This is a genomic window from Curtobacterium sp. PvP017, assembly GCF_054060195.1.
This window is the reverse complement of record NZ_JBSSCY010000009.1, coordinates 26,256-53,149: the sequence shown is the minus strand read 5'-3', so window position 1 is coordinate 53,149 and position 26,894 is coordinate 26,256. Positions and strand designations below refer to the sequence as shown.

Below are 26,894 nucleotides of genomic sequence, written 5' to 3'. Positions count from 1 at the left end.
CGGGCGTCGTCGTGTGCGCGGAGCGTGGGTGCAGTGCGCGGGTGCAGTGCGCGAGTGCGTCAGGCGTCGTCGTCGGAGTCGGGGTCCGACGCGGGCTCCGGCTTCGGGGCTTCGAGTGCCGTCGCGACGATGCGTGGCGCCTCGGACATGAAGCGTCGGACGTCCGTGTCGACGATGATGTCCTGCGGCCGCAGCGGCCGGGTCAGGTACAGCCCCTCGAGCGAGGTCAGCCGTGACAGCGCGACGTAGGTCTGCCCGGCACTGAACACCCGGTTGCCGAGGTCGACCACCGCTCGGTCGTAGGTGCTGCCCTGGGACTTGTGGATCGTGACCGCCCAGGCGAGCCGCAACGGGAACTGCTGGAACTCGCCGACGGTGTCCTTCTTGAGTTCCTTCTTGTCGGCGTCGTAGGAGTACTTGAACTTCTCCCACACCGACGGCTGGACCTCGAACGACTCCCCGTCCACGTCGACCCACACCGTGTCGCGGATCGCCGTGACGATGCCGAGCGTGCCGTTCACCCACCGCTGGTCGGCGTCGTTGCGCAGGAACATCACGTGCGCGCCGGGCTTCAGCTCGAGGGCTTCGTCGGCCGGGAAGTTCCGCCCGCCGAAGTCGCCGTTGACGTCGGCCTTCGCGGTCTTGACCTTGCCGGGCAACCGATCGAGCGCCGCCTTGTTGATGCGCGCGACGGTGTCGTTCCGGGTGGCGAGGGTGATGGCGTCGTCGGGCGAGGGCCGCGCGCCTGCGGTGTTCAACTGGTCCGCGATCTCGGCGGTGACCCGGCCGTGCCGCACCGCCGTGAGCATGGCGGCGAACGCGTCGTCGCGCTGGCGGTGCACGGTGGCGAGCTCGATGATGTTCAGCTTCGCCTCGAGCCACACCTTGGCGTCGAAGAACCACATCGACCGGTAGTGGTCGGTGAAGTACGCGCGCTCGTCGGCGCCGCCCGGTACCGGCGGCAACTGGTACGGGTCACCGAACATCACGACCTGCACGCCGCCGAACGCCTCGAACTGCCGGCCACGGGCCTTCCGCAGCGAGCGGTCCATCCCGTCGAGCAGGTCGGCGTTCACCATGGAGACCTCGTCGATGACCAGGGTGTCGATGGTGTTCAGGAGCTTCCGGGTGTCCGGCCCCTGGCGCAGCTCGGCGTCGGCGATCAGGCCGATCGGCAAGCGGAACAAGGAGTGGATCGTCTGACCGCCGACGTTCAGGGCCGCGACCCCGGTCGGTGCGCAGATCACGACCTGCTTCTCGGTGTTCCACGACAGGTGGTTGAGCAGGGTGGACTTGCCCGTCCCCGCCCGACCGGTGATGAAGACGTGGTCGCGGGTGTGCTCGATGTACTCGAAGACGGCCCGCTGCTCGTCGCTGAGTTCGATGCTCATCGTGCGTCCTGCTCGAGGGCGCGCGTGTCCGCCGCGGCCGTGCGAGCGTCCGCCGCGGCCGTGCGAGCGTCCGCCGCGGCCGTGCGACCCGACGTTCCGGCACGCCGCAGCTGCGCGAGCACCACGACGACGACCGCCACCAGGAGCAGCACGCCGGCGGCCACGAGCACGAGCCCGCCGCGGGCCTGGTCGACGAGCGGGTCGGGCCCCCACGTGCGTCCCATCGCGCCGAACCACGAGGCCTGCAGCAGCCCGAGCGGCCCGCGCATCGCGATGCCGAGTGACACCGCCCCTGCCGCGACGACCACGGCGCCGACGATCCGGACGACCGCGGCCCCCCGGGTCGGGTGGCTCCGGCCCGCCGCGACGGGGGTGAACAGCGTCGGCATCGCGAGGAGCCCGACGAGCAGGAAGCCCACGTCGATGACGGTGCGCCCCGTGGAGTCGCTCACCGACCACCGGACGGCGTCGGTGGCGAAGTACGCCCACCACACCGCTGCGGCGAGCAGGAACGCGGGGAAGGGCTGCACGAGGTAGCGGACCGCGGCGTTGTCGACCAGCACACCGGTCCACTCGCGCACCCCGGTGCTGTCGTCGTCGCGCGGGTGCACCGCAGCCCGGATGAGCACGACCGGAGCCGCCGCCCACACCAACGCCGGCACCACGAGTCCGAGCAGCACGTGCGCGCCGACGTTCGCCGACACCAGGAACCGGTCGTACTGGTGCAGCGAACCGGACGTCGCGACGACGAGCGACACGACCGCCAGGGCCGCCGCCACCGAACGGCGCACCGGCCAGCGGACCCCGGCACGGCGCAGGCGGACGACGCCGGCGACGTAGGTCGCGGCGAGCAGCACGGCGGCCATCAGCCAGAACAGGTCGATGTTCCACTGCGTCAGCCAACCCCAGGCCCCGGGCGCGTGCGGCAGCAGGTCGTCGGTGAGCAGCTCGGCCGGGCTCGGGTCGGTCGTCTTGCTCAGCGCGATCTGGTCGACCGGGGTCGCCGTGCGTCCGAGCGCCGCGGCGAAGCCGGACGCGACGCCCATCACGGCGAGTTCGACCACGATCAGGGTCCAGAACGGGCGGTGCCGTGCCGGGGCCTCGGTCAGGGAGCGGATCGCACGCCGACGCTGCACGGCGCCGAGGACCCCGATGGCCACGATGGCGCCGATCTTCACCAGCACGAGGGTGCCGTACGGCGTGAACAGGTTCGACAGGGCGCCGACACGGATCTGGGCCGAGGCGACACCCGACACCGCGACGAGCACGAAGCAGCCGAGCGCGATGCTCGAGTACCGCGCGACGACCACGGCCAGACGGTCACCGGGCAGCACGCCGCGCAGGAGCACGAGCATGGTCAGACCACCGACCCAGAGCGCGGCACCGACCAGGTGCAGCCCGAGCGCGGTGACCGCGGCGTCGTGGCTGGCGGTACCGGCGGCGTGGCCCTGCTGCGCGAGCGGGATGAGGCCGATCATCGAGACGCCGGCGGTCAGGGCGACCATCCCCCGCGAGCGCACGGCGAAGCAGAGCACCGTGACCGCGGCGGCGACGAGCACCGTGACGAGCCAGGCGAGGCCGAGGTCCGTGCCCGTCAGGAACACGCCCATCGACTGGCCGAACTGCTCGTCGATGCTGATCTTCGAGCCGGCGACGCTCAGGAAGGTGAAGAAGGTGGTGACCGCGGACGACACCGTCCAGATGCCGCTGGCGGCGGCCGCGACGTCGATGGCGCGGTTCCACTCGGGGCCGGACCGCGAGAGCCCGACGGTGGCGAGCGCCAGACCGCCGATCGTCGCGGCGGCGGACAGGTCCACGACCAGCCGGGAGATCGGCAGCCCGAAACGGACCAGGGGGCCGGGGTCGGCGATCAGCGCTGCGTTCGCACCACCGCCGATGACGAGTGCCGTGAGCAGCGCCACGAACCCGACGAGCAGGAGCACGGCGGGACCGGCGATGCGCGCGATCCGATTCACCCGTCAAGCCTAGGCGGTGCCCACCAGGCCGCAGAACCGGCCGAGCCGACCTGTGGGAACCGGCACGGGCCTCCCGGCCGACGCAGCGCGACGAACGCGACCCAACGCGATGCAACGCGACCCGACGCGATGGGACGCGCCGCGAAGCGCCGCGACCCCACCCGACGAACGCACCCCCGGGAACGACGAAAGGGACGGCCGAAGCCGTCCCTCCCGATGCGCGGAACAGTCTTACTTGACCGCAGCCTTGAGCTTCGAGCCGGCGCTGACCTTGACCGAGTCGCTCGCGGCGATCTCGATGGCCTCACCCGTCTGCGGGTTGCGGCCGGTGCGGGCGGCGCGGTGCGTCTTCTCGAAGGCGATCCAACCGGGGATCGTGACCTTCGTGCCGTCCGCGACGGACGACGAGACGACGCTGAAGAGCGCGTCGACGACGCCGTTGACGGTGGCCTGGCTCTGGCCGGACTCGGCGGCGACGGCAGCGACGAGCTCGGTGCGGTTCAGTGACTTGTCAGCCATGGATGTCCTCCTCGGACTTCTTGCAGTATCGGTCGGACGAGCGTGCCGTCCGGCGCCCGGAGCGGTTGCCCCGTGCCACGGTGCCAGTGGGCCGAGGGCCCGGCGGAACCGGAGTTGAACCTACCAGCCGCAGGGGGTGAAAACAGCCGACTCGCCCGGATTTCCGGGCTTGTCGGGCTCGGAGACGGGTGCTGGAGGGGCAGATGTGACGAATGACGGGTCGCATGTACCCCGTACACAGCGAACGCCCCGCCACCAGGAGGTGACGGGGCGTCGGGTACTGCGAGTGCTTACCAGGAGCTCTTCGTGATGCCGGGGAGCTCTCCACGGTGGGCCATGTCGCGGAAGCGGACACGGCTGATGCCGAACTCACCCAGGTGGCCACGGGGGCGGCCGTCGATCGCGTCGCGGTTGCGGTAGCGGATCGGGGATGCGTCGCGGGGCAGCTTCTGCAGGCCCACGCGAGCGGCCTCACGCGACTCGTCGGTGCCGTTCGGGTCCACGAGGGCCTTCTTCAGCTCGAGACGACGCTCGGCGTAGCGCGCGATGATGACGGCACGCTGGTTGTTCTTCGCGATCTTGCTCTTCTTCGCCATGCTTAGCGCTCCTCACGGAAGTCGACGTGCTTGCGGATCACCGGGTCGTACTTCTTCAGCACGAGACGGTCGGGGTTGTTCCGACGGTTCTTCTTGGTCACGTACGTGAACCCGGTGCCCGCCGTCGAGCGGAGCTTGATGATCGGACGGATGTCCTGACCCTTTTTCGCCATCAGATCTTCTCCCCACGGGCGAGGACGTCCTTGACGACGGACTCGATGCCGCGTGCGTCGATGACCTTGATGCCCTTAGCGCTGACGTTGAGCGTCACGTTGCGACGCAGCGACGGCACGTAGTACGTCTTCTTCTGCACGTTCGGGTCGAAGCGGCGCTTCGTCCGGCGGTGCGAGTGCGAGATGTTGTGACCGAAGCCGGGAACGGCGCCGGTCACCTGGCACACTGCTGCCATGGTTTCCTCCTGAGGTACCGTGCGACCGGACGGCCGCACCCAAGTTCACTTGCCTGGTGCGCACGCGCAGGACCACCGGAGTGGTGCATGCGAGGGGGTTGTGCACACCGCCCAGGCCCGCAGCCCCTGTCGAAGGGGGAACGAACACCACGCGACCGCGGCGTTCGCGACGGTCGGAGGGCTTGGAACAACGGGTCCACCACGCGGACGTGGAGAACCAAGGGGAGAGCCTACGCGAGGTCCGGGCGTGTCGCAAGCGCACGCACCATGAGCTCCCCGAGCTCGAGCGGTGCCGTGAACATCGGCCAGTGTCCGGTCTCGAGTCCGACGATGCTGAGTTCCTCGGTGGCGACGAGTTCCTCGGCCCAGGTCTGGTGGTCGGCCACCATCGTCGCGAGCTCGGTCGCCGGGATCTCGCAGGTGATCACCGTCGCCGGGATCGTGTGCCGGGCGGCGTCGGCGTAGTGGAAGCGATCGGACGGCACCGCGGCGGGCTCCGGGATCGCCCGGTGCTCGAACGCTTCGCGCAAGGACGGCGTCATCCCGCGCACCGTGGCCGGCTCCCAGACGTCCCACGACGGCAGCGGGACCACTCCGTCGACCACGGGCAGTTCGTCGTTGACGCAGCCACCGGCGGGGCCGGGGAACGTGTCGACGTACAGCAGGTGCGCGACGAGCGAGGGCCGCTGGTCGGCGGCCATGTACGCGATCGGTCCGGCACCAGAGTGTCCGGCGAGCACGACGGGCTCGTCGGGGCTGGCGACGTCGTCCAGGCGCTCCACGAGCGCCGCGACCTGTTCGTCGAGCGTGTCGCCGTCGCGGGTGATCGCCTCGACCGTGTGGCCCGCCTGCAGCAGTACCGGGGCGACGTCGTCCCACGCGCTCGCGTCGAGCCAGAACCCGGGGACGAGGATGACGTGCATGGCGCGGACCCTACTCGCCGGCGGCGTCGCCGGTCCGCGATCCGGTTCCGGTTCCAGCAGCCGCCGCCGTGCACACCGCGCACTCGCCGAAGATGTCGACGACGTGGCTGGCGTTCGTGAACCCGTTCGCCGCGGCGACGTCCTGCGCCCACTGCTCGACGGGGTCCGCCTCGATCTCGACGGTCCGGCCGCAGTTCCGGCAGATCAGGTGGTGGTGGTGCGCGTCCGTCGTGCACGCCCGGTACAGCGATTCGCCGTCCTGCTGCAACGAGTCGGCGTCGCCCTCGGTCGCCAGGTCGGCGAGCGCCCGGTAGACGGTGGCGAGACCGATCGTCGAGCCCTCGTCACGCAGGTGCTGGTGCAGCGCCTGCGCACTGACGAACCCCTCGGTGGAGTCGAGGGCACCGCGCACCGCTTCGCGCTGCCACGTGTTCCGCTTGACCTTCTGCACGGCGTTCATGCTGGCACCTCTTCCTTCTGGCCGGCTGCCGGCTTCGTCCCGGTGGTTCCGGTTCCGGTGGTTCCAGTTCCGTTCGTTCCGGACGGGAGGCCCGGTGCGCCCCCGCCACGCTGGTCGCGGCGGACGACCCGGTCGCGTCCACGGCGGTCGCGCCTGGCCCCGACGATCCGGCAGACCACCCAGATCGCGAACGAGATGGTCGTCACGTAGGGGCTGATCGGCAGACCGCCGCCGAGTGCGAGCAGGATGCCACCGACGACCGACACCACGGCGAACACCGTGGACAGCACCGGCACGACGACCGGGTGCGAGCTGAGCCGCAGGGCCGCGGCCGCCGGGGTGACGAGCAGCGACAGCACGAGCAGCGCGCCGACGATCTGCACCGACACCGCGGTGGCCAGGCCCAGGACGAGCATGAACACGATCGCGAGGGTCCGTACCGGGATGCCGGCGGCCGCGGCCACGTCGGGGTCCACCGACGCGAACATCAGCGGGCGCCAGATGACGAGCAGGGTCGCGACGACGATGGCGGCGATGACGATCAGGAACGTCAGCTGCGGGTTGTCCACCGACACGATCTGGCCGGTGAGCAGCCCGAACTTGTTGGCCGCACGCCCCTTGTAGAGCGCCAGGCACAGGATGCCGAGCCCGAGGCCGAACGGCATGAGCACCGCGATGATCGAGTTGCGGTCGCGCGCCCGCGAGCCGAGCACCCCGATGAGCAGCGCTGCGATCACCGACCCGACGAGCGAGCCCGTGACGACGTTGACGCCGAGCAGCAGGGACGCGCTCGCGCCGGCGAAGGACAGCTCCGAGATGCCGTGCACCGCGAAGGGCATGTTCCGGGCGACGACGAACGGGCCGATGAGCCCGCCGACGATGCCGAGCACCGCGCCGGCCCAGATCGAGTTCTGCACCAGGGCCACGAGCTCGCCGTAGTCCTGGAACGAGAAGACCGTCGACAGGACGTCCATCAGATCCGCCCTTCGTCCGACGCCGGGGCGTGCGGGTCGACCTCGCCGTGGTGGTGGTCGTGCGCGTCGTTCGCGCCGACGATGACGATGCGGCCCATCGTGCGGACGACGTCGACGGGGGTGCCGTACAGGTCGCTGAGGACGTCGGCACGCAGGACCTCGTCCGGGGAACCGATCCGGAACCGGCCGCCGGCGATGTACAGGACCCGGTCGACGACGTCGAGGATCGGGTTCACGTCGTGCGTCACGAACAGCACGGCGGCCTCGTGCTGCCGACGCTGCCGGTCGATGAGCTCGGTGACGCCGCGTTGGTGCCGGAGGTCGAGCGAGATGAGGGGTTCGTCGCAGAGCAGCAGCGCCGGGTCGGCGGCGATGGCCTGACCGACGCGGGTGCGCTGCTGCTCACCGCCGGACAGCTCGGCGACCGGGGCGTCCGCGAACGCGGTGGCACCGACCTCGTCGAGGATCCGGTCGATGCGGGCCCGGTCGGCCTTCGACGTCGGCAGGACGCCCCAGCGGTGTCCCGTCACGCCCTGCGCGATCATGTCGCGCGCGCGCAGCGGGGTGCCGGCCTCCATGAGCCGCTGCTGCGGGATGTAGCCGATCTTCCGGTGCCCGCGACGGACGGGCTGGCCGAGGAACGACATCGTGCCGCTCGTCAGGCGCTGCTGCCCGAGCACCGTGCGCAGGAGCGAGGTCTTGCCGGCACCGTTCGGCCCGAGGACCGCGACGAACTCCCCCGGCGCGATGTCCAGGTCGAGGTGGCCCCAGAGCTTCCGTTCACCGAAGGACAACCCGGCGTCGCGCAGCGCCAGGACCGGACGGGCCGCAGCCCGGTCGTCCACCGAGGTGGTCGCCGGGCCGTCGGTCGTCGCTGCTGCGGTCGAGGTCGTCACTTCTGGAGCGCCGCCTGCACCGCGTCGATGTTCGCCTGCTGCCACGAGACGTAATCCTGCCCTTTGGGGAGCGTCTCCGTGACACCGACCACCGGGACGTCGTTGTCCTCCGCCGCCTTCTTGACCTGTTCGGTCTCGGGGCTGGAGGTCTGGTCGTTGTAGGCCAGGAGCTTCACGTCGCCGCTCGTGAACAGCGCGAGGGTGTCCCTGAGGGCGGCCGGCGGCACGTCGTCGTCCTCCTCGATCGCCTCGGAGAAGGCGTCGGGGGTCTCGTTGTCCAGGCCGATCGCGTCGAACAGGTAGCCCGGCACCGGCTCGGTGTACGCCACCGCGTCGCCGTCGTACGTCTTCTTCAGGTCGGCGGTCTGGGACTCGAGGTCCTCGAGCTTCGTGGTGAGCGCGTCGGCGTTCTGCTCGAACGTGGCCTTCTCGCCTTGGTCGAGCGCGGACAGGCGCTTCGTGACGTCGTCGACGAGCTTGACCATCGTCGGGTAGCTGTAGAACACGTGCTCGTTGAACTCGGCGTCGCCACCCCTGTCCAAGCCGGACAGCTTCACGACGTTGATGGTGTCGGCCGTGGTGTCCGAGGCGTCGGCGATCGTGGTCATGAAGTCGTCGTACCCGCCGCCGTTCTCGATGAGCAGGTCGGCCTTCGACACCGCGAGCTGGGTGCGGGCGCTCGATTCGAACGAGTGCGGGTCCTGCGAGGGGTCGTCGAGGATGCTCGTGACCGACACGTGGTCGCCACCGATCGACTCGACGATCGAGCCGTAGACGTTGGTCGAGGCCACGACGGCGATCTTCCCGCCACTGTCGGCGTCGCCCGAGCTCGAAGACGTCGCGCAGCCCGTCAGGGCGAGCGCGGCGGCGCCGGCGACGAGCGGGAGGGCGAGGAGTCGGTTGTGCATGCTCCGACGGTAGCGCTTGCTGATAACGATTGTCAAAACCGGTATCAGCGCTCTGGTGGTGACGACAGACGGACGGGAGGCGCGGTGCCAGCTGGCACCGGGCCTCCCGCCATGGAGACGCTCGCGTCTACGGCTTGGTGGCCGCGTCGATCGTGTTCTCGGCGATCGTGTCCTCTTCACGCCCGGGCGTGCGGAGGTTCCACTTCTTGATCACGAAACTGAACAGGAAGTAGTACACGACCGCGTAGCCGAGGCCGATCGGGATGAGCCAGATCGCCCCGTCCGCCTTGCCGAAGTTGAGCACGAAGTCGATCGCACCGGCCGAGAACGAGAACCCGTCGTGGATCCCGAGCGCGTTGACGAGGGCCAGCGAGGTGCCGGTGAGCACCGCGTGGATGACGTACAGCGGGAACGCCACGAACATGAAGGAGTACTCGAGCGGCTCGGTGATGCCGGTCACGAACGAGGTGAGTGCTGCCGAGAGCATGATGCCGCCGACGAGCTTGCGGTTCTGCGGCTTGGCGTTGCGCCAGATCGCCAGGGCACCGGCGGGCAGGGCGAACATCATGATCGGGAAGAAGCCGGTCATGAACGTGCCGGCCGTCGGGTCGCCCGCGAGGAAGCGGTTCACGTCACCGTGCGCGATGACGCCGTCCGCACCGGTGAAGCTGCCGAGCTGGAACCACGGGAAGAAGTTGAGCAGCTGGTGCAGCCCGATCGGGATCAGCATGCGGTTCGCGAACCCGAAGATGCCGCCACCGATGACCGCGTTGTCGGCGACGGCCTGACCGGCGGCCGTGAGCGCGATGTCGAAGTAGCGGTACACGAAGGACATGGCGACCGCGATGACCAGACCGGCGGCAGCGGTGAGGATCGGGACCAGTCGACGACCGGAGAAGAAGCCGAGGAAGTCGGGCATCTTCGTCCGGTGGAACTTCTCCCACAGCACGGCAGCCACGAGGCCCATCACGATGCCGCCGAGGACACCGAAGTTGATGGTCGCGGGGTTGCCGTTCGCGTCCTTCACCCCGTCGAGCACGATCGGCGACATGGCCGCGAAGACCTGGTACATGACCATGTAGCCGACGACGGCGGCCAGTGCGGTGGTGCCGTCCGACTTCTTCGCCCACCCGATCGCGATGCCGACCGCGAAGAGCAGCGGCAGCCAGGTGAACACGGCCTGACCGGCCGCGGCGATGATGGTCGCGCCCTGCTCGAAGCCGGGGATCGCACCGAGCATGTCGGACTGCCCCAGGCGGAGCAGGATGCCCGCGGCGGGCATGACCGCGATCGGCAGGAGCAGGCTCCGTCCGAGGCGCTGCGCTTGCGCGAACAGCCGGGACTGCTTCTTCGGCTTCTTCTTCTCCGGCACGTCCGTGGCAGTGGTGGCGCTCATCGGAGGTCCTCTCGTCATTGGGTGGAGCTGTCGGGGTGAGTTGAGTCGTGCAGCCAGCGCAGGTAACCTCGGCGGTGTCGCCAGGTCCGGTCCTGTCCGGTCATGACCAGTTCCGTAGTCTGAACCGAGACCGGTCCCGTGTCAACCTGGTACGCAAACCCTTAACGAGGAGGAAACGATGGCCGACATCAAGGCAGCCGACATCATCGCCGCGCTCGGCGGTGCCGACAACATCGAAGAGGTCGAGGGCTGCATCACGCGCCTCCGCGTCGAGGTCGAGGACGGCGACCTCGTCGACAAGGCCGCGCTGCAGGCCGCGGGCGCCCAGGCCGTCGTCGGTGGCGGCACCGGCTGGCAGGTCATCGTCGGCACGGTCGCCGACAACCTCGCGCAGGACATCCAGGACGAACTGTGACGGCGGTCCGCACGCCGTTCGCCGGTCCGGTCGTCGCCCTCGCTGACGTGCCGGACCCGGTGTTCGCCGGCCAGCTCGTCGGTGCTGGCGTGGCCGTCGACCCGACGGGCGTCGAGGGCGCGGTCACCGCGGTGGCCCCGGTCGACGGCACCATCGTGAAGCTGCACCCGCACGCCTTCGCGCTGCAGGGCTCGGCGGGCACGGACGTGCTCGTCCACGTCGGCATCGACACCGTGAAGCTGTCGGGCGAGGGCTTCGAGCTCCTCGCGGCCGAGGGCGCGACGGTCACGGCCGGCGACCCCGTCGTCCGGTTCACCCCCTCGGTGATCTCGGCCGCCGGCTACTCGCCGATCTGCCCCGTCGTGGTGCTCGGCTCCGCGCCGGACACCGTCGACCAGGGCACGGTGGGCACCTCGGTGCTCGACGGCGACACCCTGTTCGAGGTCTGACCCGGATCCACCCCGGCCCTTCCCGGTCCTTCCCGCCGAAGCGACTGTGCACCGCGAACCGTTCGCGGCACACAGTCGCTTTCGCGTACCCGGCCGGAGACTCAGGCGACCGCAGGGGTCGCCGTGACCTCCATCTGCACGCGGTAGCGGTCCGAGCGGTACCAGCTGCGGGTGTGCTCCACGGGGCGCTCCCCCGCGTACGACACCCGGTCGAACTCGAGCACCGGAGCGCCGGTCTTCGTGCCGAGCAGGGTCGCGACGTCGTCGGCGGCCGGGTTCGCGGCCACCGTCTGCTGCGCCCGGTCGATCGGGGTGCCGTACTCGTTGGCGATGATCGAGTACACCGACCCGGACAGGTCGTGGTCGAGCAGGCCCGGGAACGCGTCGGCCACGAGCCAGGCGTCGTCGATCGACACCGGAGCGCCGTCCGCCATCCGCAGCCGCTTCACGTGGAAGGCCGACACCTCGGCGTCGAGCCGCAGGGCCGCGACGGTGTCGCTCGGCGGCACACGCTCCTCGCGCACCAGGACGACCGTCGTCGGCACGTGGCCCATCGCCCGCATCTCCTCGGTGAACGACGCCAGGTGCAACGTCGACTGCACGGGCCGGTGCGCCACGAACGTGCCCTTGCCGCGCACGCGCTCCAGGTAGCCCTCGTTGACGAGCTGCCCGAGGGCTTCGCGCACGGTGATCCGCGAGACGCCGTACTCGGCGATGAGCTGGCGTTCGGACGGGATCGCGGCGCCGGGGGCCAGGCGCGCGGTGGCGAGGTCGAGCAGGATGCGCCGCAACTGCTGGTGCTTCGGTTCGGCACCCTCGGTGATGCGGCTCGTCATGCGTCCCTCGTGCTCCGTTGCTGGTCCTGGGTGGTGGTCATGCGCGGACATGACCAGTTCCCATCACAGTAGCGAGTCGACCTCGGAACGCCAACGTGCGTGACGTTCCGCCTGGGCAGGACGGCGGGGAGTGTTGATGTTTCACCGGCTTGACATCACATTCTCAGCTCTGTCAGTGTGACGCTCGAGTCCCACAGGGGGGCGTCCGAAAGGGGAACCATGCAGAACAGCAAGGCGAAGGCATTGATCGGGATCGGTCTGGCAGTGGGCCTGATCGCCGGGCCGGCCACGGTCGCATCCGCGTCAGCGCTCAAGGTCCTCGGGTCCGGCGCGGAAACCGGCGGCGTCACGATCATCGACCCGGGTGCGGGCGTGAGCGGTGAAACCCGCGACTACTCGACGCATGGCGACGGTGGGGGTGGGAGCTTCTGGCAGTGGGGTGTGGGTCGAGACGACACGTGGTCGAACTACTTCCGCGAGAAGCGGTGCCACGGCGCGACCGCCGTCGGCAAGAAGTCGAAGCGCGTGTCGAACGTGCCCGGTGGGAAGTACGCGATGGCGATGACTCCGAAGGCGAGCAGCGGCAACAAGGCGTACTACCACAACTGCTGAGGCGAGGAGCGGGCGCTCCGAGGGAGAGCCCGCTCCTCCGATCGCAAGGGGGAGCATGAACATCCGCTCGGTGACACTCGCGTACGTCGTCCCGCCGCTCCTCGCGTCCGTTCTCGGGTTCATCGGCCTCGTGCAGGTCAGTGAGGCCGGGCTCGTCGGTGCATCGTCGGTGGTGACCGCTGCAGCGGGCGCCGACACCGCGTCGAACCAGCGGGTCGCGAAGTCTCTCGAACAGGTCGCCGAGACCGAGGGCGCGACGATCGTCCGTGTCGTGGCCGATCGCGCGGCACCGACGACGCTCCGCCAGGCGCTGGTCACCGGTGCGCCGTCGAGTCTGGGTGCCGGCTGGCTCAGCGACGGGTACGGCGACTTCACCAGGTCGATGAGCACCACCGTCCTCCCGATGTCGGACCTCGACCACTTCGATCCCGTCGGCTCCTACGCGGTCTTCGGCGACGACGCTGCTCGGCGCGCGGTACTCGATGCCCTCTCCGGCCTCGGCTACGACGTCAGCTCGGAACAAGTGCCGTTCCTGCGCCGCATCGGAGTCAGCGACGGGTTCAGCGGGACGTCCGGCCTCGTCGGCGCCCTCATGTTGGGATGCGTCACGCTGTGCCTGATGGGGACGCTCGGCGCCCCTCGCCGGAGTGCGGTTCGACGACTGCACGGACAGAGCACCGCCTCCATCGTGGTCAGTGAGCTGGCCGAGGTCCGCGGCACCCTGCTCGCCACCGTCGTCGGCACCCCCGTGGTCGTCTTCGGTCTGTTCTTGTACAACGGGCTCGCGTCAGCGGCGACCTTCGCCACAGCAGTCGTCGTGATCGGCACAGCGTTGCTGGCACCGGTCATCGCCGCCCACACGATCGGCACCGTGCTCGCCTGTCGACAGCCGCTGGCCACCGCACTCCGAGGTGCTCGACCCGTCGGAGCGCTCGTGCTCGTCGCGCAGGTCGCCCGCGCTCCCGCGCTCCTCTTGCTCGTCACCGCCGTGTTCGACCTGTCGGGTGCCGTTGCGACCGTCCGTTCCGGGACAGCAGAACGCGACCTCCGAGCCGCAGGTGAGACCGTCCAGCTCTGGGTCACCCCGGACCCCCGTCCGATCGACTCGCAGCAGTACTGGAACCGCATCGGAGCCTTCGCCGGAAGAGCGCTCGAGCAGCGTGATGCGCTGCTCGCCGCGACCGTCGAGGTGTCCAGTGGGCAGGGGAAGTCCACGGTTCCGGCGCTCTTCGTCGACGCTGGCTACCTCGGTCTGCAGGACGTCCGCACCGAGGACGGCAGCCGCATCACCGCCGACGACGCGGACATCTCCGTGTGGATCCCAGCCGACAGTCGACTCGATCGGCGTCGGCTCGTCGCCGCGCTCGCCGACTGGCAGCTGCGCGAAGCGCCCGCCGCCGCGCGGGAGCAGATCACCGGTGGTCGACTTGCACGCCAGCAGGTCTACTCGTACCCGGACGATTCGTCGACGCGCTCCTGGCTCGCTGACGCGGTCATCGTGGTCGTCCCGGAACCCGCGGAGGTCTTCTCCGCCGATCAGCTCGGTTCGTGGCTGTCCACTGGAGACGTGGTGTTCAAGAACCGCACCGTCGCGGAACGGTCGATCAACACGTCAGACGTCCGCAGGGAGTTCAGCGCGGTGGTCGCAGTGGGACAGGTCGCCGCCGAGCAAGCACGGCTCGCGGCCACGATGACCGTGATCGCCACGGCCACGGTGGTCAGCACCCTGATCGTCAGCATCATGCTGGGGCTGCTCGGGACCATCGCCCACCGGCGTCGCCACGGCCGCGCGCTGTTCGCGAAGCTCGCCAGCGGCACCTCAGCCGTCCGGGCCGACGCCGGGCTCCTGTTCGTCGAGACCGCCCTGGTCTCGATCGCCGTCGTCGCCACTGTCAACTCCTGGTGGGGCGCTCGCCCGGACGGGACCGGGCGCAGCTCGGTACTCGATCCCGTCGCGCAGTCGGCGGGGACCGCCGGAGCACTGGCGCTGCTCGCCATCGCAGTGGTGAGTGCGGTCAACGGCGCCGTCCTGGCCGCCACCGCGCGCAACACCCTCCGGGATCGAGGAAACGGAGCACGATGATCGAGGTACGACACGCATCGAAACACCACGGACGACGGACACTGTGGAACGATCTGTCGTTCGACGTCGCGCGCGGCGAGATCGTCTGCCTGGTCGGGCCGAGTGGCTCTGGGAAGTCCACACTCCTCGACTGCGTGGGACACCTCGATGCGCTCGACTCGGGGACGATCCGCATCGCCGGCGAACCGGTGAGTCGGAACAGGCGGCAGGCTCGGCTCCTGCGCCAGCGGTACTTGGGCTACCTGTTCCAGGACTTCGGCTTGGTGGCCGACATGACCGTTCAGGCGAACATCGACATCGCTCGGGCCTCCCGCGGACCGAGCCGGGAGGTCCGGACGAGCGACGCTCTCGATCGCGTCGGCCTGACCGGACGGGCAACCGACCGAGTCCACGAGCTCAGCGGCGGGGAGCAGCAACGGGTGGCGATGGCGAGGCTCCTGGTGAAGCGCCCGTCGGTCGTCCTCGCCGACGAGCCGACCAGCGCTCTCGACGACGGGAACGCTGCGATGGTGCTCGACCTGCTGGCCGAACTCGCCGGCGACGGGGCGGCTGTGCTCATCGCGACCCATTCGCCGGCCGTCGAGGCGCTCGCCACTCGGAGCGTCTCGCTGAACGCACCGAGGACGTGACCGCGCTCAGGCGTTGCGGACGAGCCAGGCGAACTGTTCGTCGGAGAGCAGCCGGTCGGTCCAGACCTGCCCCTCAACCCCCGCGGCGGAGGACGTCTGCACCCCGGGAGCCCCTTGCCACACGAGCGACAGCCCGGCACGACGGAGCACCGCTGCGGAGGCCGGGTTGTTCGTGAGCACGCGCCCCGTGACGGGGACGTCCGGTGCGGTGTCGGCAGCCGCGCGCACGGCAGCGAGGGCGATCTCGGAGGCGAAGCCCTGCCCCCAGGCGGAGGGCGCCAACCGGTACCCGAGGTTCCAGACCCCGCCGGCGGTCATGTCCACGCCGCCGACCCCGACGAACGCGTGATCGGCAGCGGTGCGGACGGCCCATGAGCAGAGTCCGTGTCGAGCCCGACCACCGATCTTCCGCTGCACCATGTCCACGCTCGAGCTCCGGGCGACGTGCCGACCGCTCGGCAGGTGCTGCCACGTCCGGGCGTCGGAGAACACCGCGTGCACATCGTCGATGTCGGCCGGCGTGAGCGGGGTGAGCAGGAGGCGATCCGTTCGGATCTCCTGCGAGGGGGTCAGGAGCTGGTGGACCATGTCCCGATCATGCCCCGCACCACCGACATCCGTGTGAACACCACGCGACGTTTGCGGGACCCCGCTGATCCGCAGACCGGAACTATTTCACTCCGTTGCCTTTTTCACTGTACAGTGAAAACGTGCCCAATCTCGAAAATCGAGCAGCCGCAGAAGCAGCACTCCGTGCAGCGCTCCCGCGCGGCTCCGTGTCCCTTCGCACGAGAGCCGACGGCGACTTCAGCGCGGTCTTGCCGGACGGGACGAGGAAGGCACTGCACCTCGCCTGGGCCGGGTACGGGTACCCGAGGGACGTCGAGCGGACGCTTCGCGACGAGCGCGTGATCGATGCACGCTCGAAGGAGGACCTCGTGGTCATCGCGGCCCGAACACTGTCGGACGGGGCGCGCCAGTTGTTGCGTTCGGAGGGGCTCTCCTGGCTCGGCCTCGACGGCTCGGCAGAACTGCGACTCGGCACGGTGTGGGTCGACCGGGACGGCAGCAGGACGAACCCAGCGCTCCGACCCGCGATCGGTTGGACCCGAGGCAGGGCAGACGTCGCAGAGGCTCTCTTGGCAATCATGGCGAAGCGGGAGCCAGAGCGTCCCGGAGCAGACGACGTTCCCGAAGTGGAGGCGCTGGCGGACCTGTCCGGCCGATCGCTGGGAACCGTCGCGAACACCCTCGCCTCGTTCGACGCCAACGGCTGGACAGCCCGAGGAAGGCAGTCGCGCAGTCGGATCGTCGCAAACGCTCCGGCACTCCTCGACTCGTGGGCGATGTGGGAGTCCACCCAGCGGCGACGGTTCGACGGGTACCACTCGATCCACCGCGAACCGCAGCGCGTCATCGACGATCTCAGCGCCGCGTTCGGCCGGTCTCTCATCCTCACCGGAGCGGCCGCGAGCGAAGAGATCCGCCCGATGCTCACGGGGAGCTGGGTGGTGACTGCGTACGTCGACACGACGGACGGGTGGCCGGGGGTGGACCTCGGTACCCGGCGCGCGAAGATGATCCCCGCCGCAGTGCCTCGGATCCGCCTCGCGCCGGCTTCCCAGGTGATCGTGAAGACGAGGGGCCCTGGACACCGCACCTGGGTTTCCTCCCCCGCTCGCACGTACGCGGACCTGCTCGCCGGCTCAGAACGGGAGCTCGAGGCCGCGGAAGCCTTCCGAGAGCTCGCTCTCCGGCAGTTCTCGTGAACGCGTCAGCTCTACGCAGCCGGGATGCGCGCGCACTCGCGGAAACCGGGTTCGCTGCACTCCTCAAGGCAGTGGGCCCGAACCGCGGGCGGCTCCTGCTGATCGGCGGGCTCGTGCCCGAGCACCTGGTGCACTCGGACGAACCACACCAGGGCACCAACGACGTCGACATCCTCCTCGACATCGGCCTCGTCTACGACCGAGACGGCCTCGACTTCGCGTGGCTCGAGCAGGCGCTCGAAACCGCAGGGTTCGTCACGTCGACACCCAACACGGGGTGGCGATGGTTGAAGGAGATCAGTGGTTTCCCGATCCAGGTGGAGTTCCTGGTGGACGTCCCCGACAACCTGGACCAGGAGATCGCGCTACCGGGCGCCGAGACCCTGGGGGCCAAGAACCTCCGGGGTCCGGGGCCGGCGCTCCGGGACGTCCACGACACGGTTGTCGCCGGCGAGCGCGCGACTGTGACCGGGATCGGCGGGTACCTCTCCGCCAAGGGCGCGAGTGCGTACTGGCGCCGAGCGGACAAGGACCTCTACGACTTCGCCTGGGTGCTCGTCGCCGACCTCCGCTCAGGAGAACGGCGAGCGGCCAGAGCCGTGCAGCGAGTCCTGGACCCACTGAGGGAACGCGACCGAGCCGACGCACTCCTCGCGGTCTGCGACCTGTTCAGCGGGCCCGACGCGGTCGGCGCAACGACCTACGCCCGGCTGTCGATCGCGGCGGGCGGTGTCGATGATGCCACGGAGAACCTCGCCCTCGACGCTGTGGTCGCCGTCGGAGCCTTCCGCGCGGAACTCGCCGCGCTGCTCGACGACCGACGCGTCGGTCCCTGAACGCACTCAGTCGAGCAGGAGCGCGGGCTCCTCGAGCACCGAGGCGACGTCGTGCACGAAGCGGGACGCCACGTCACCGTCGACGACCCGGTGGTCGAACGAGGCACCGATGGTCGTGACCATGCGCGACCGGACCTCGCCGTCGACGACCCACGGCTTCGGCTTGATCGTGCCCATGGCGACGATCGCGACCTCGCCCGGGTTGAGGATCGGGGTCCCGGTGTCCATGCCGAACACACCGATGTTCGTGATGGAGACGGTGCCGTTCGCCATCTGCTTCGGCGTCGTCTTGCCGTCGCGGGCGGTGAGGGTGAGTTCCTCGAGCGCCTGCGCCAGCTCGAGCAGCGACATGTCCTGCGCGTCCTTGATGTTCGGCACGATGAGCCCGCGCGGGGTCGCCGCGGCGATGCCGAGGTTCACGAAGTGGTGGACGATGATCTCGCGGTCGGTCCAGGTCGAGTTCACCGAACGGTTGCGGCGGACGGCCCAGATGACGGCCTTCGCGACGATGAGCAGCGGCGAGACCTTGACGCCGGCGAACGTCGGCGAGGCCTTGAGCCGCTTGACGAACTCCATCGTGTGGGTCGCGTCGACGTCGACGAACAGCGACACGTGCGGTGCGGTGAACGCGGAAGTGGTCATCGCGGTCGCGATGGCCTTGCGGACGCCCTTGACCGGGATCGTCTCGCTGCGCACCTCGCCCCACTCGGGTGTCTCGATGTTGCGGAAGACGCTGGCCTGCTTCGCGTGCCGGATGACGTCGTCGCGGGTGACCTCGCCGGCGAGGCCGGTCGCCACGATCTCGACGAGCTCGACGCCGAGGTCCTTCGCGAGCTTCCGGATCGGCGGCTTCGCGAGCACGTTGGTCGCGACGGTCTGCTTGCGTGCGGGCGCGGACGCCAGACCGGCGATGGCCTCGGCGGTGGTGTCCTCACCGGGATCACTGGCCGCTTCGGCCGCTGCTGCGGCATCCACACTGGAGGCACGGCTCGCCTCGGCCGCGAGTGCTGCGGCCCGGCGGGCACCCGGCTTGCGACGCGACGGCGACGAGGTCGCCGAACCGTAGCCGACGAGGACGGCGCCGGACGACTCGTCCGTCCCGACGACGGAGGCGCCGTCGGCGACGGGCTGCACCGGTGCAGCCGACGGGGCCACGGGCGCTGCGGCAGCCGGGGCCGGGGTCGGGGCCGGGCTGACGGGAGCTGCGGCGGGAGCCGGAGCCGGCGGGGTCTGCACGACCGGAGCAGCCGGGGCGGGCGCCACAGGCGGGGTAGGGGCGACCGCGGGCGAGGTCGGGACGCTGTCGCCGACCGGTGCCGGGCCTCCCGACTGAGCGGGCGGAGCCGTCACCGGCGCACCGGACGCGACCGACGCGTCGGACTCGACACGGATGATCGGCTTGCCGACCTCGACCGTGTCGCCCTCGGACACGAGCAGCCCGGTGACGGTGCCGGCGAACGGCGACGGCAGCTCGACGAGCGACTTCGCGGTCTCGATCTCGACCAGGACCTGGTCGACGGTGATCTCGTCCCCGATCGCGACGCGCCACTGCACGATCTCGGCCTCGGTGAGGCCTTCGCCCACGTCGGGCAGGGGGAATTCGGCGACGGCCACTTACGGCTCCTTCGGCGTTCGGACGAGTTGGGTCAGTCGAGCTGGATCAGTACGCGAGGGCGCGGTCGACGGCCTCGAGGACGCGGTCGGCGTCCGGCAGGTGCAGGTGCTCCAACTTCGAGACCGGGAACGGGACGTCGAACCCGGACACCCGCAGCGGCGGCGCCTGCATCGTGTAGAACGCCTTCTCGGCGACCGTGGCGGCGATCTCGCTGCCGACGCTGACGAAGCCGGAGGCTTCCTGCGCGATGACGAGGCGACCGGTCTTGCGGACCGAGGTGAGGATCGGCTCCCAGTCGATGGGCGAGATCGAGCGGAGGTCGATGACCTCGCAGCTCGTGCCCTCGGACTCGGCGAGCTCGGCGGCCTGCATCAGGGTGGCGACCATCGCACCGTGGCCGACGAGGGTGACCTCGGTGCCGGTGCGCGCCACACGGGTGGTGTGCATCGGGACGTGCCCGTCGACGAGGTCGACCTGACCCTTCGGCCAGTAGCGCGACTTCGGCTCGAGGAAGACGACCGGGTCCTTCGAGGCGATGGCCTCCTGGATCATCCAGTAGGCGTCGTTCGGCGTGCTCGGGCTGACGACGCGCAGACCGGGGGTGTGCGCGAAGTACGCCTCGGGCGACTCCTGGTGGTGCTCCACGGCACCGATGTGGCCGCCGTAGGGGATGCGGATGACGACCGGGAGCGACATGTGCGCCGGCAGCCGGTTCGCCATCTTCGCGAGCTGTGAGGTGATCTGGTCGAAGCCGGGCCACACGAAGCCGTCGAACTGGATCTCGACCACGGGGCGGTAGCCACGCAGGGCGAGGCCGATCGCGGTGCCGATGATGCCGGCCTCGGCGAGCGGGGTGTCCCGCACGCGCTCCGGGCCGAACCGGTCCTGCAGGCCCTCGGTGATGCGGAAGACACCGCCGAGCTGGCCGATGTCCTCGCCCATCAGCAGGACCTTGTCGTCCGCCTGCATCGCCGCGGCGAGCCCGGCGTTGAGGGCCTTCGCCATCGGCAGGGTCGGGGTGGGGTCGCTCGGGACCTCGCCGGCGCCCGGGTGGGAGCGCAGCGTGTAGTCGAAGAGCTGCTCGGTGGTGCTCATGCGTGGGCGCCCCCTTCGAAGCCGGCCTCGTACTGTTCGAGCCAGGCCTTCTGCTCGGCGACCAGCGGGTGCGGCTCGCGGTAGACGTTGTCGAACATGACGTCGACGGACGGCGGGGTCAGCGCCACGGTGCGGCGGCGGACGTCGGCGGCGATGTCCTCGCCCTCTTCGTCGAACGCGGCGAACTGTGCGTCGGTGGCACCCTTCGAGCGCAGGTACGCCTCGGAGCGGACGATCGGGTCGCGGCGGACCCAGTCCTCGAGCTCGCCGTCGGCGCGGTACCGGCTCGGGTCGTCCGAGCTGGTGTGCGCGCCGATGCGGTATGTGTCCGCCTCGATGAACGCGGGACCCTGACCGCTGCGGGCGTGGTCCGTGGCGACGACCGAGGCCGTGTACGAGGCGAGGATGTCGTTGCCGTCGATGAGCACGCTCGGGATCCCGAAGCCGCGCGGGCGGTCGACGAGCGGCGTCGGGGACTGCACCGACACCGGCACCGAGATCGCCCAGTGGTTGTTCTGCAGGAAGAAGACGACGGGCGCCTTGGTCGACGCCGAGAACACGTACGCCTCGTTCACGTCGCCCTGGCTCGTCGCGCCGTCGCCGAAGTAGACGATGGAGCAGGCGTCGCGGTCGGGGTCGCCCGTCCCGACGTCGCCGTCGAGCTTCTGCCCGAGCGCGTAGCCCGTGGCGTGCAGGGTCTGCGAACCGATCACCAGGGTGGAGATGTGCGTGTTGCCGCGCTGGTCCGGGTCCCACCCGCCGTGGGTCTGCCCGCGGTACATCGCGATGATCTCCATCGGCTCGACACCGCGCTGCATCGTGACCGCGTGCTCGCGGTACGAGGGGAAGACGTGGTCCTGGGCGCGCAGGGCGAAGGCGGAGCCGGTCTGCGCGGCTTCCTGCCCGTGGCTCGGCACCCAGAGGCCGAGCTGGCCGGTGCGCTGCAGGTTGTGGCCGGCGTGGTCGAACCGTCGGGTGAGGACCATGCGGCGGTGCATCGCCAGCAGGGTCTCGTCGGGGATCGCCCGCGCGGCGGCGGCGAACTCGGCGTTCTCGTCGGTCTCCACGAACCGACCCTCGGGGTCGAGGAGCCGGACGGTGGTCGTCGCGGGAGCCGCGGCGCGGAATGACATGCGGGCCAGCGTAGCGGCAGCCATCAGTCGGCCACCTGGAGGTCCCCCACAAGCGAGCGGGCCGTTTCGAGGAGCGTTTCCACAGCCTCGTGCTCGCCGATCGAGATGCGGAGGCCCTCCGGCGGGAAGGGCCGCACGATGATGCCGGCGTCCTCGAAGGCGGCGGCCGCGGCGACCGTGCCGTCCCCCGTGGGCAGCCAGACGAAGTTGCCCTGGGCGTCCGGCACGGCCCACCCCTGCTCGCGGAGCTCGGTGACGATGTGGTCGCGGAGCGTGGCGATCTCGGACACCCGCTCGAGCAGTTCGTCCTCGCGTTCCAGGCTGGCCAGTGCGGCCGCCTGGCCCTGGGCCGTGACGGAGAGGGGGATCGCGCACGCACGGACCGCGTCGAGCACGTACACCGGGCCGAGGGCGTAGCCGACGCGCAGACCCGCGAGACCGTACGCCTTCGAGAAGGTCCGGAGGACGACCAGGTTCGGGTACTGCGCGAGGAGCGGGTGCCCGTGCACGGCGGTCTCGTCGGTGGCGAACTCGGCGTATGCCTCGTCGAGCACGACCAGGACGGACTGCGGCACCGCGGCCATGAAGGACGCGAACTCGGACTCGGTCACGATCGGGCCGGTCGGGTTGTTCGGGGTGCAGACGATCACCATGCGGGTGCGCTCGGTGACGGCAGCGGCCATCGCGTCGAGGTCGTGGCCGCCGTCCGGCCGGTTCGGCACCTGCACGCTCGTGGCCCCCGCGACGGTGACGACACCCGGGTAGGCCTCGAAGGACCGCCAGGCGTAGACGATCTCGTCACCCGGGCCGGAGGTCGCGCGGGCGAGTTCGTGCAGGATCGCGACGCTGCCGGGGGCGACGTGCACCTCGTCGGCGGTCAGCCCGAAGCGGTTCGCGAGCGCGGCGCGGACGGCGAGGGCGGTGGCGTCGGGGTAGCGGTTGAACGCGGTCTGCGCCTGCACGGCCTGGACGACACCGGGGAGGGGCGGGAACGGGTTCTCGTTGCTCGACAGCTTGAAGGCGTCGTCGGCGGCCTGGCGTCCCTGCTTGTAGGCGGGGAGCACAGCGATCTCCGGCCGGATGTGCACACGCTCGTCAGTCACCGGATCAGGTTACCGGCCCGTGCGCGGGTGTCGGAGGGCATCATGGGTGCATGCGATTCCTCGTCCGCCTCGTCGTCAACGCCGTGGCCCTCTGGCTCACCACGCTCATCGTCAGCGGCGTCTCCGTCACCGCGTTCGGCGACGGTGGGACCACGGCCACCGTGCTCACCTACCTGCTCGTGGCCTTCGTGTTCGGGCTCGTCAACGCCGTGATCGGCACGCTGATCCGGATCGTGGCGTTCCCGATCTACATCCTGACCCTCGGGCTCATCTCCTTCATCGTGAACGCGATCCTGCTGCTCATCGTCGCGGGCATCTCGGACGCGTTCGGCTTCGGACTCGAGGTCGAGTCCTTCGGCTGGGGCATCGTGGGCGCCTTCGTGCTCGCCGTCTTCGCTTGGCTGATCGGGCTGTTCGTCCGTCCGGTGCTGAACCGCCAGCGGGCGTGACGCGGACGGACCTCGCGGAGGACACCTCCCTGGGCCATGATGTGACCATGGCCCCGGACGTCGACGCCCCGTTCCGCGTCTCGTTCGTCTGCAGCGGCAACATCTGCCGGTCCCCCATGGCGGGTGTCGTCTTCGCGCAGATCGCCGCGGACGCCGGGCTCGCCGACCGCTTCCAGGTCGAGTCCGCCGGCACCGGCGACTGGCACGTCGGCGAACCGGCCGACGAGCGCACGATCGCCGCCCTCGCGGCGCGCGGATACGATGGCAGCAGGCATCGCGCCCGTCAGTTCGACCCGGACCGGTTCCCGGACCTCGATCTGGTGGTCGCACTCGACCGCTCCCACGAACGCGTCCTGCGATCGTGGGCCCCGACCATGGACGACTCCGCCAAGGTGACGCTCCTGCTGCGGTACGACGATGCCTGGCCCCAGCAGACCGACGTGCCGGACCCGTACTACGCGGACCGGCACGAGTTCGACCGAGTGCTCTCGACCGTCGAACGGGCCTGCCGGGCGCTCTTCCACCAGCTCGAGCCGGCCGTCCGTCAGGGAGCCCCATGACCCCCCTTCCCCCGCAGCCGATCAGCCCGCTCGACGGGCGCTACTACCCGATCGTGCACACGGTGGGCGAGCACCTCTCCGAGGCCGGGCTCAACCGTGCGCGCATCGTGGTCGAGGTCGAGTGGCTGGTCTTCCTGACCGACCACGCGATGTTCACCACCTCGCCGCTCAGCGTCGACGACAAGGCCGCGCTCCGGCGCATCGCGGAGACCTTCGGGCACGACCAGATCGCCGAACTCGCCGAGATCGAGGCCACCACGCGCCACGACGTCAAGGCCGTCGAGTACTTCGTCCGCCGACGGCTGTCGGAGCTCGGGCTCGACTCGATCGCGGAGCTCACGCACTTCGCCGCCACGAGCGAGGACGTCAACAACCTGTCCTACGCCCTGACCGTGCGGGACACCGTCGACCAGGTCTGGCTGCCGGCGTTCCGTGCCGTGCTCGAGAAGCTGCGGACGCTCGCCGTCGAGCTGCGCGCCGTCCCGATGCTCTCCCACACGCACGGGCAGCCGGCGACCCCCTCGACGCTCGGCAAGGAGCTCGCGGTCGTCGTCTACCGGCTCGAGCGCGTCCTGGCCCAGGTCGAGGGCGGCGAGTACCTCGGCAAGTTCTCCGGTGCGACCGGCACCTTCTCGGCCCACCTCGCCGCCGACCCCGAAGCCGACTGGCCGACGCTGTCCCGCGAGTTCGTCGAGGGCCTCGGGCTGACCTGGAACCCGCTCACCACGCAGATCGAGTCGCACGACTGGCAGGCCGAGCTGTACGACCGGGTCCGGCACGCCAACCGCATCCTGCACAACCTGGCGACCGACGTGTGGACCTACATCTCGATGGGGTACTTCACGCAGATCCCGGTCGCCGGTGCCACGGGGTCGTCGACGATGCCGCACAAGATCAACCCGATCAAGTTCGAGAACGCCGAGGCGAACCTCGAGATCTCGTCGGCGCTGTTCTCCACGCTGTCCGAGACCCTGGTGACGAGCCGTCTGCAGCGCGACCTGACCGACTCGACCACGCAGCGGAACATCGGCGTCGCGTTCGGGCACTCGCTGCTCGCGCTCGACAACCTGCGCCGGGGCCTGGGCGAGATCGCGGTGAACGAGGCCAAGCTCGCCGACGACCTCGACCACAACTGGGAGGTCCTCGCCGAGGCCATCCAGACGGTCATCCGCGCCGAGGTCACCGCCGGGCAGTCGAACATCGAGGACCCCTACGCGATGCTCAAGGACCTCACCCGCGGCAAGCGCGTGACCCAGCAGGACCTCATCGTCTTCGTGAACGGCCTGGACATCTCGGACGGCGCGAAGGCCCGCCTGACGAACCTGACGCCGGCGACGTACACGGGTCTGGCGGACGAGCTGGTCGACCACCTCGACGTCTGAGCACCGTGTGCCGCGCACGCGGTTCGTGAACAGTGGTCGGGTCCCGGTACGGGCCCGACCACTGTTGTTCACCGGCCAGATGCAATGAGAACGACGCAAAGGGGTGCGGAATCCTCATGAAGTCGGTAGGTTCGTGGTGCTGAGCATCGTCTCAGCACCGGGGGCGTCACAGAGGACGATCCCTGCCCTCTGACCGGATGGATCTCCACACCGTGCTTCGTTCCCGCATCACCGCGGCCGCCGTCGGCGCCACCGTGCTCGGCGTCACCGCTGCGCTCGTCCCCACCGTCTCCACCGCCAACGTGTCCGACGATGCCGCTTCGGCCGTCGTCACCTGGACCGACTCGTCCGCCGACTTCACGGCGGCGCCCGAGGGCGAGTTCCCGCTGACCGACCAGTGGTACTGGGCGGCACTGTCCGACCCGACCGCGGGCGGGAAGATCACCGACTTCGCCACGCTGGACGAGGACGGCATCTCCGTCTCCGAGGGCGAGGCCGTCGGCCTGGTCCGCGGGCTCAACACGCCGGTCGCTCCGAGCAGCCTCGGCGCGCTCGTCGCCGGTGCCGGCGCCGAGACCACCGGCGCGACCACGTTCGGCCTCGCCATCCAGGAGGGCGGCGACACCAGTGCGCAGACCGTCGTCTTCGCGGCGGGCGACGGCGACGCCGGCCTCAGCGGTACCTCGACCAAGTGGATCGACCCGAGCACCGGCACCACCGAGTCGACCGCCGACCTCGCTGCGGACCTGAAGGCAGCGGACGCCGAGGTCGTCGGCTACGTCGTCTACGTCGGCATCGACATCACCGCCGAGGTCCCCGCACCGCCCGCGACCGACGAGCCGACCGAGACGCCGGCACCGACCGAGACGCCCGCTCCGACCGAGACGCCGGCCCCGACCGAGACGCCCGTCCCGACGGACGAGCCCACGGTCGAGCCGACCGCGGAGCCGACGGACGAGCCGACCACGGCCCCGACCACCCCGGTCGAGGAAGCCCCCGGCGCCGAGCTGAAGAGCCTCGCCTCGCCGCTCGAGTCCGACGCCCAGGCCCTCGCCGCCGACGCCAGCGGTTCGATCTCGGCCCTGCGCATCGACGACACCACCACGTACTTCACCCCGCAGCCCACCGCGGCAGCACGTCTGCTCACCACCTCCGCCACCCTGACCGAGGCCACCACGACCGGTGTCCGCGTGCAGGGTTCGGGCTTCGCCCCGAACGAGGTCGTCACCGCTGCGGTCGGCGACGCAGCCGACGCCGTCGCGATCCCCGGCGTCCAGTTCCGCGCCGACGCCGACGGCAACGTCTCCGGGACCATCGTCCTGCCCGCTGACCTCGTCGACTCGGCCGGCACCTACGTGCTCGGTCTCGTCGGCCTGTCGTCGGGGCAGACGGCCACGACGACGCTCACCGTGACGGCCGACGCGGCCACGGCGCCGGTCGCCGTGCCGGTGCCCGGAACGGCGACCTTCACGGGCTGATC

The 26,894-nt window shown here is 70.2% G+C and carries 29 protein-coding genes; 11 read left to right on the top strand and 18 right to left on the bottom strand.

From position 1 onward, the window contains the following. Positions 1-59: 59 nt before the first annotated feature. The 12 genes from ACVKXF_RS15865 to ACVKXF_RS15810 all read right to left on the bottom strand — a co-directional run bounded on the left by ACVKXF_RS15865 (position 60) and on the right by ACVKXF_RS15810 (position 10,448). Entirely contained in the window at positions 60-1,391 is a 1,332-nt protein-coding gene (locus ACVKXF_RS15865; protein ID WP_123310641.1) for an ATP-dependent DNA helicase, read from the bottom strand. Further along, a complete protein-coding gene (locus tag ACVKXF_RS15860) occupies positions 1,388-3,367 on the bottom strand; it encodes a cytochrome c oxidase assembly protein (RefSeq protein WP_456796309.1) in 1,980 nt (659 codons plus the stop codon). The genes ACVKXF_RS15865 and ACVKXF_RS15860 overlap by 4 nt, the downstream gene beginning before the upstream one ends. A 231-nt stretch (positions 3,368-3,598) precedes the next feature. Further along, positions 3,599-3,886: an HU family DNA-binding protein gene (locus ACVKXF_RS15855; RefSeq protein WP_111085379.1), complete on the bottom strand. Its 288-nt coding sequence runs from the start codon at positions 3,884-3,886 to the stop codon at positions 3,599-3,601. Between the two features lie 290 nt (positions 3,887-4,176). Beyond that, a complete protein-coding gene (gene rpsN, locus ACVKXF_RS15850; protein WP_017886455.1) occupies positions 4,177-4,482 on the bottom strand; it encodes a 30S ribosomal protein S14 in 306 nt (101 codons plus the stop codon). 2 nt (positions 4,483-4,484) lie between these two features. Beyond that, positions 4,485-4,655, bottom strand: coding sequence for a 50S ribosomal protein L33 (rpmG, locus tag ACVKXF_RS15845; RefSeq protein WP_017886456.1), 171 nt, complete (start codon positions 4,653-4,655; stop codon positions 4,485-4,487). Next, the gene (rpmB, locus tag ACVKXF_RS15840) at positions 4,655-4,891 is read right to left on the bottom strand and encodes a 50S ribosomal protein L28 (protein WP_111085377.1); all 237 of its coding nucleotides are present in this window, start codon (positions 4,889-4,891) and stop codon (positions 4,655-4,657) included. The genes rpmG and rpmB overlap by 1 nt, the downstream gene beginning before the upstream one ends. Positions 4,892-5,121: 230 nt before the next feature. After that, complete coding sequence (locus tag ACVKXF_RS15835; protein WP_123310645.1) at positions 5,122-5,814, bottom strand: alpha/beta fold hydrolase; 693 nt, start codon at positions 5,812-5,814, stop codon at positions 5,122-5,124. A gap of 10 nt (positions 5,815-5,824) precedes the next feature. After that, positions 5,825-6,274 (bottom strand): Fur family transcriptional regulator, encoded by a 450-nt coding sequence (locus tag ACVKXF_RS15830; protein ID WP_456796308.1) that lies wholly within the window; start codon positions 6,272-6,274, stop codon positions 5,825-5,827. Continuing rightward, positions 6,271-7,248 (bottom strand): metal ABC transporter permease, encoded by a 978-nt coding sequence (locus ACVKXF_RS15825; protein WP_456796307.1) that lies wholly within the window; start codon positions 7,246-7,248, stop codon positions 6,271-6,273. Before ACVKXF_RS15825 ends, ACVKXF_RS15830 begins: the two co-directional genes overlap by 4 nt. After that, positions 7,248-8,093 carry a metal ABC transporter ATP-binding protein gene (locus ACVKXF_RS15820; RefSeq protein WP_456796337.1) on the bottom strand — a complete coding sequence of 282 codons (846 nt, stop codon included), beginning with the start codon at positions 8,091-8,093 and terminating at the stop codon, positions 7,248-7,250. Before ACVKXF_RS15820 ends, ACVKXF_RS15825 begins: the two co-directional genes overlap by 1 nt. Before the next feature lie 47 nt (positions 8,094-8,140). After that, entirely contained in the window at positions 8,141-9,052 is a 912-nt protein-coding gene (locus ACVKXF_RS15815; RefSeq protein ID WP_456796306.1) for a metal ABC transporter solute-binding protein, Zn/Mn family, read from the bottom strand. Positions 9,053-9,179: 127 nt separating this feature from the next. After that, positions 9,180-10,448, bottom strand: coding sequence for a PTS transporter subunit EIIC (locus tag ACVKXF_RS15810; RefSeq protein WP_456796305.1), 1,269 nt, complete (start codon positions 10,446-10,448; stop codon positions 9,180-9,182). 178 nt (positions 10,449-10,626) lie between these two features. Here ACVKXF_RS15810 and ACVKXF_RS15805 point away from each other — a divergent pair, with 178 nt between their 5' ends. Then, a complete protein-coding gene (locus tag ACVKXF_RS15805; protein WP_071253138.1) occupies positions 10,627-10,863 on the top strand; it encodes a PTS transporter subunit EIIB in 237 nt (78 codons plus the stop codon). Continuing rightward, positions 10,860-11,312 (top strand): PTS sugar transporter subunit IIA, encoded by a 453-nt coding sequence (locus ACVKXF_RS15800; protein ID WP_456796304.1) that lies wholly within the window; start codon positions 10,860-10,862, stop codon positions 11,310-11,312. Before ACVKXF_RS15805 ends, ACVKXF_RS15800 begins: the two co-directional genes overlap by 4 nt. Before the next feature lie 101 nt (positions 11,313-11,413). On the opposite strand, the gene ACVKXF_RS15795 is transcribed toward ACVKXF_RS15800, so the two are convergent. Beyond that, the gene (locus ACVKXF_RS15795; protein WP_123293453.1) at positions 11,414-12,148 is read right to left on the bottom strand and encodes a GntR family transcriptional regulator; all 735 of its coding nucleotides are present in this window, start codon (positions 12,146-12,148) and stop codon (positions 11,414-11,416) included. Between the two features lie 219 nt (positions 12,149-12,367). On the opposite strand from ACVKXF_RS15795, the gene ACVKXF_RS15790 reads away from it, so the two are divergent. From ACVKXF_RS15790 to ACVKXF_RS15780, 3 genes are read left to right on the top strand one after another with little or no spacing between them, the layout of a single operon-like run. After that, complete coding sequence (locus tag ACVKXF_RS15790; RefSeq protein ID WP_123310656.1) at positions 12,368-12,760, top strand: lactococcin 972 family bacteriocin; 393 nt, start codon at positions 12,368-12,370, stop codon at positions 12,758-12,760. 55 nt (positions 12,761-12,815) lie between these two features. Continuing rightward, the gene (locus ACVKXF_RS15785; protein ID WP_456796303.1) at positions 12,816-14,843 is read left to right on the top strand and encodes a hypothetical protein; all 2,028 of its coding nucleotides are present in this window, start codon (positions 12,816-12,818) and stop codon (positions 14,841-14,843) included. Continuing rightward, positions 14,840-15,472 (top strand): ABC transporter ATP-binding protein, encoded by a 633-nt coding sequence (locus ACVKXF_RS15780; RefSeq protein WP_456796302.1) that lies wholly within the window; start codon positions 14,840-14,842, stop codon positions 15,470-15,472. The genes ACVKXF_RS15785 and ACVKXF_RS15780 overlap by 4 nt, the downstream gene beginning before the upstream one ends. Positions 15,473-15,478: 6 nt before the next feature. On the opposite strand, the gene ACVKXF_RS15775 is transcribed toward ACVKXF_RS15780, so the two are convergent. Beyond that, complete coding sequence (locus tag ACVKXF_RS15775) at positions 15,479-16,060, bottom strand: GNAT family N-acetyltransferase (protein ID WP_456796301.1); 582 nt, start codon at positions 16,058-16,060, stop codon at positions 15,479-15,481. Between the two features lie 122 nt (positions 16,061-16,182). Between ACVKXF_RS15775 and ACVKXF_RS15770 the strand changes: the two genes are divergently transcribed. Both ACVKXF_RS15770 and ACVKXF_RS15765 read left to right on the top strand, forming a co-directional pair. Continuing rightward, positions 16,183-17,241 carry a hypothetical protein gene (locus tag ACVKXF_RS15770; protein ID WP_456796300.1) on the top strand — a complete coding sequence of 353 codons (1,059 nt, stop codon included), beginning with the start codon at positions 16,183-16,185 and terminating at the stop codon, positions 17,239-17,241. A gap of 71 nt (positions 17,242-17,312) precedes the next feature. Further along, on the top strand, positions 17,313-18,077 hold the full coding sequence (locus tag ACVKXF_RS15765) for a hypothetical protein (RefSeq protein WP_456796299.1): 765 nt from the start codon (positions 17,313-17,315) through the stop codon (positions 18,075-18,077). 6 nt (positions 18,078-18,083) lie between these two features. Here the strand turns inward: ACVKXF_RS15765 and ACVKXF_RS15760 are convergent, their stop codons facing one another. The 4 genes from ACVKXF_RS15760 to ACVKXF_RS15745 form a co-directional block, all read right to left on the bottom strand. Next, positions 18,084-19,691 carry a dihydrolipoamide acetyltransferase family protein gene (locus tag ACVKXF_RS15760; protein ID WP_456796298.1) on the bottom strand — a complete coding sequence of 536 codons (1,608 nt, stop codon included), beginning with the start codon at positions 19,689-19,691 and terminating at the stop codon, positions 18,084-18,086. A gap of 46 nt (positions 19,692-19,737) precedes the next feature. Continuing rightward, complete coding sequence (locus tag ACVKXF_RS15755) at positions 19,738-20,697, bottom strand: alpha-ketoacid dehydrogenase subunit beta (protein WP_123312162.1); 960 nt, start codon at positions 20,695-20,697, stop codon at positions 19,738-19,740. An 86-nt stretch (positions 20,698-20,783) separates the two neighbouring features. After that, entirely contained in the window at positions 20,784-21,920 is a 1,137-nt protein-coding gene (locus ACVKXF_RS15750; RefSeq protein ID WP_123310666.1) for a thiamine pyrophosphate-dependent dehydrogenase E1 component subunit alpha, read from the bottom strand. A gap of 23 nt (positions 21,921-21,943) precedes the next feature. Beyond that, positions 21,944-23,023: a histidinol-phosphate transaminase gene (locus ACVKXF_RS15745; protein ID WP_340197231.1), complete on the bottom strand. Its 1,080-nt coding sequence runs from the start codon at positions 23,021-23,023 to the stop codon at positions 21,944-21,946. A 50-nt stretch (positions 23,024-23,073) separates the two neighbouring features. On the opposite strand from ACVKXF_RS15745, the gene ACVKXF_RS15740 reads away from it, so the two are divergent. The 4 genes from ACVKXF_RS15740 to ACVKXF_RS15725 all read left to right on the top strand — a co-directional run bounded on the left by ACVKXF_RS15740 (position 23,074) and on the right by ACVKXF_RS15725 (position 26,892). Beyond that, complete coding sequence (locus ACVKXF_RS15740; RefSeq protein WP_111087052.1) at positions 23,074-23,472, top strand: phage holin family protein; 399 nt, start codon at positions 23,074-23,076, stop codon at positions 23,470-23,472. Positions 23,473-23,519: 47 nt separating this feature from the next. After that, positions 23,520-24,032 (top strand): low molecular weight protein-tyrosine-phosphatase, encoded by a 513-nt coding sequence (locus ACVKXF_RS15735; protein ID WP_123312163.1) that lies wholly within the window; start codon positions 23,520-23,522, stop codon positions 24,030-24,032. Further along, positions 24,029-25,414, top strand: a complete 1,386-nt coding sequence (gene purB, locus ACVKXF_RS15730; protein WP_456796297.1) for an adenylosuccinate lyase — start codon at positions 24,029-24,031, stop codon at positions 25,412-25,414. The genes ACVKXF_RS15735 and purB overlap by 4 nt, the downstream gene beginning before the upstream one ends. Positions 25,415-25,626: 212 nt before the next feature. After that, positions 25,627-26,892, top strand: coding sequence for a hypothetical protein (locus ACVKXF_RS15725; protein WP_456796296.1), 1,266 nt, complete (start codon positions 25,627-25,629; stop codon positions 26,890-26,892). Positions 26,893-26,894 lie beyond the last annotated feature (2 nt).